This is a genomic window from Paenibacillus phytorum (assembly GCF_013141715.1).
GTDB classification, from domain to species: Bacteria; Bacillota; Bacilli; order Paenibacillales; family NBRC-103111; genus Paenibacillus_E; species Paenibacillus_E phytorum.
In genome coordinates this window covers 1-1,371 of sequence record NZ_WHOA01000253.1, presented here as the reverse complement: position 1 = coordinate 1,371, position 1,371 = coordinate 1, and the positions used below count along the sequence as shown (strand labels likewise).

Annotated in this window: 2 protein-coding genes; both read right to left on the bottom strand. The window is 44.2% G+C overall.

All coding sequences use genetic code 11. The annotated features are described in order from the left end of the window. Positions 1 to 58 precede the first annotated feature (58 nt). Positions 59 to 955: an IS3 family transposase gene (locus GC098_RS38200; RefSeq protein ID WP_312880610.1), complete on the bottom strand. Its 897-nt coding sequence runs from the start codon at positions 953 to 955 to the stop codon at positions 59 to 61. 38 nt (positions 956 to 993) lie between these two features. Continuing rightward, positions 994 to 1,317 carry a helix-turn-helix domain-containing protein gene (locus GC098_RS38195; RefSeq protein WP_171649550.1) on the bottom strand — a complete coding sequence of 108 codons (324 nt, stop codon included), beginning with the start codon at positions 1,315 to 1,317 and terminating at the stop codon, positions 994 to 996. Positions 1,318 to 1,371: the final 54 nt, after the last annotated feature.

Sequence of the window (1,371 nt, the reverse complement as noted above, 5' to 3'; positions counted from 1 at the left end):
GAGTCTATCTGCTAAATGCTCTCGCTCTCGCAGTTTCTCATTTTTCTCTCTAAGCACACTAAACTGCAATTTCTATGGCTTTTAATTTTTTAGCTTTCCAAGCCTCATGGTACTGGCTTGGACTCATTTTGTGCAGACTCCCGTGGAAACGACGCTGGTTGTAGAATTCAATGTATGTGTGTACTCTCTGGTAAGCTTCTTCAAATGTTTCAAAGTACTCCTTTGTGTACACATCTCTTTCAAGAATGCTATGGAATGACTCAATGTATGCGTTCATGTTGGGGGTCTTGGGCGGTATGCGCTCGTGTTCGATAGGACGATTCTCGTCCAAACACATGTCACCAAACGCATGGCTAAGAAACTGAGGACCGTTATCTGAACGTATGACTGGCGCGGCTTCTCCGGGCTTCAGACGAGTCTCTAGCGCTCGTTTTACCGTTGCGCAAACATCCTTTGCATCACAGCTTGACCCTAGGTGATATCCAACAATATAACGATCAAATACATCAATCATGTCAAAAAGGAAGAAGAAGCGATCATAGCCGTGGACATAGCCATACTTAATATCGATCTGCCAAAGTTGGTTCGGCCCCGTGACTAAACGGTTTTTGGCTATACGCCTTGGGTGCTTAAACTTCTTATTTGGCTTGTTCTGGAGTAGCCCTAGCTTTTTGCAGAGCCTGTAAGCTTTCTTATGGTTAAGGATAAGAGCATGTTGCACATAAAGTGCATGAGCTAAATTACGGTAGCCGTAACCATGCTCCTCGCCTTCAACTAGTTCCATAAGCCATTCTTCAATCTGTGTATCGCTAATCCTCTGATTATCCGTCGTCAGTGAGTATCTGGGAATGGGTCTTCCTACAGCAACAACCTCTTCGCCAGGTTTCGGTTGCTCGCTTAATCGTTTCTTTCTAGCATAATAGGTAGATTCAAGAACACCGATTAGTCGCAGCACAGGTGCCGTTGCATAGCCCCGCTTAATCGTTTCATCGGCTATTTCAAGTTTGTCTTGTAAGCGGGGTTGCTCTTTTTTAGAAGTTCACGCAGCAGCTCAATCTCAAGGTCCTTTTCACCAAGCAGCTTAATGGCTGTGTCCATCTTGGTTTCCAACTCCTGAAGGCGTTTAGAATCTTCTATACGCTCACTCACAGAAGGAAGGGATTCCTCACCAAATCTTTCTTTATAGAACTTAACCCAGTTCGTGATCGTGCTAGGAGACACTGAATATTTACGTGCAAGGTAAGATAACTTCGTTCCACTGAGAGCTTCTTGAGCCACCTTGATCCGTTGCTCATCATATAGGATATTGCTTTTCATACGTCTCATTCCCCCTCACCAATATTGTACCTTATTGCATATTGATGACTCCAA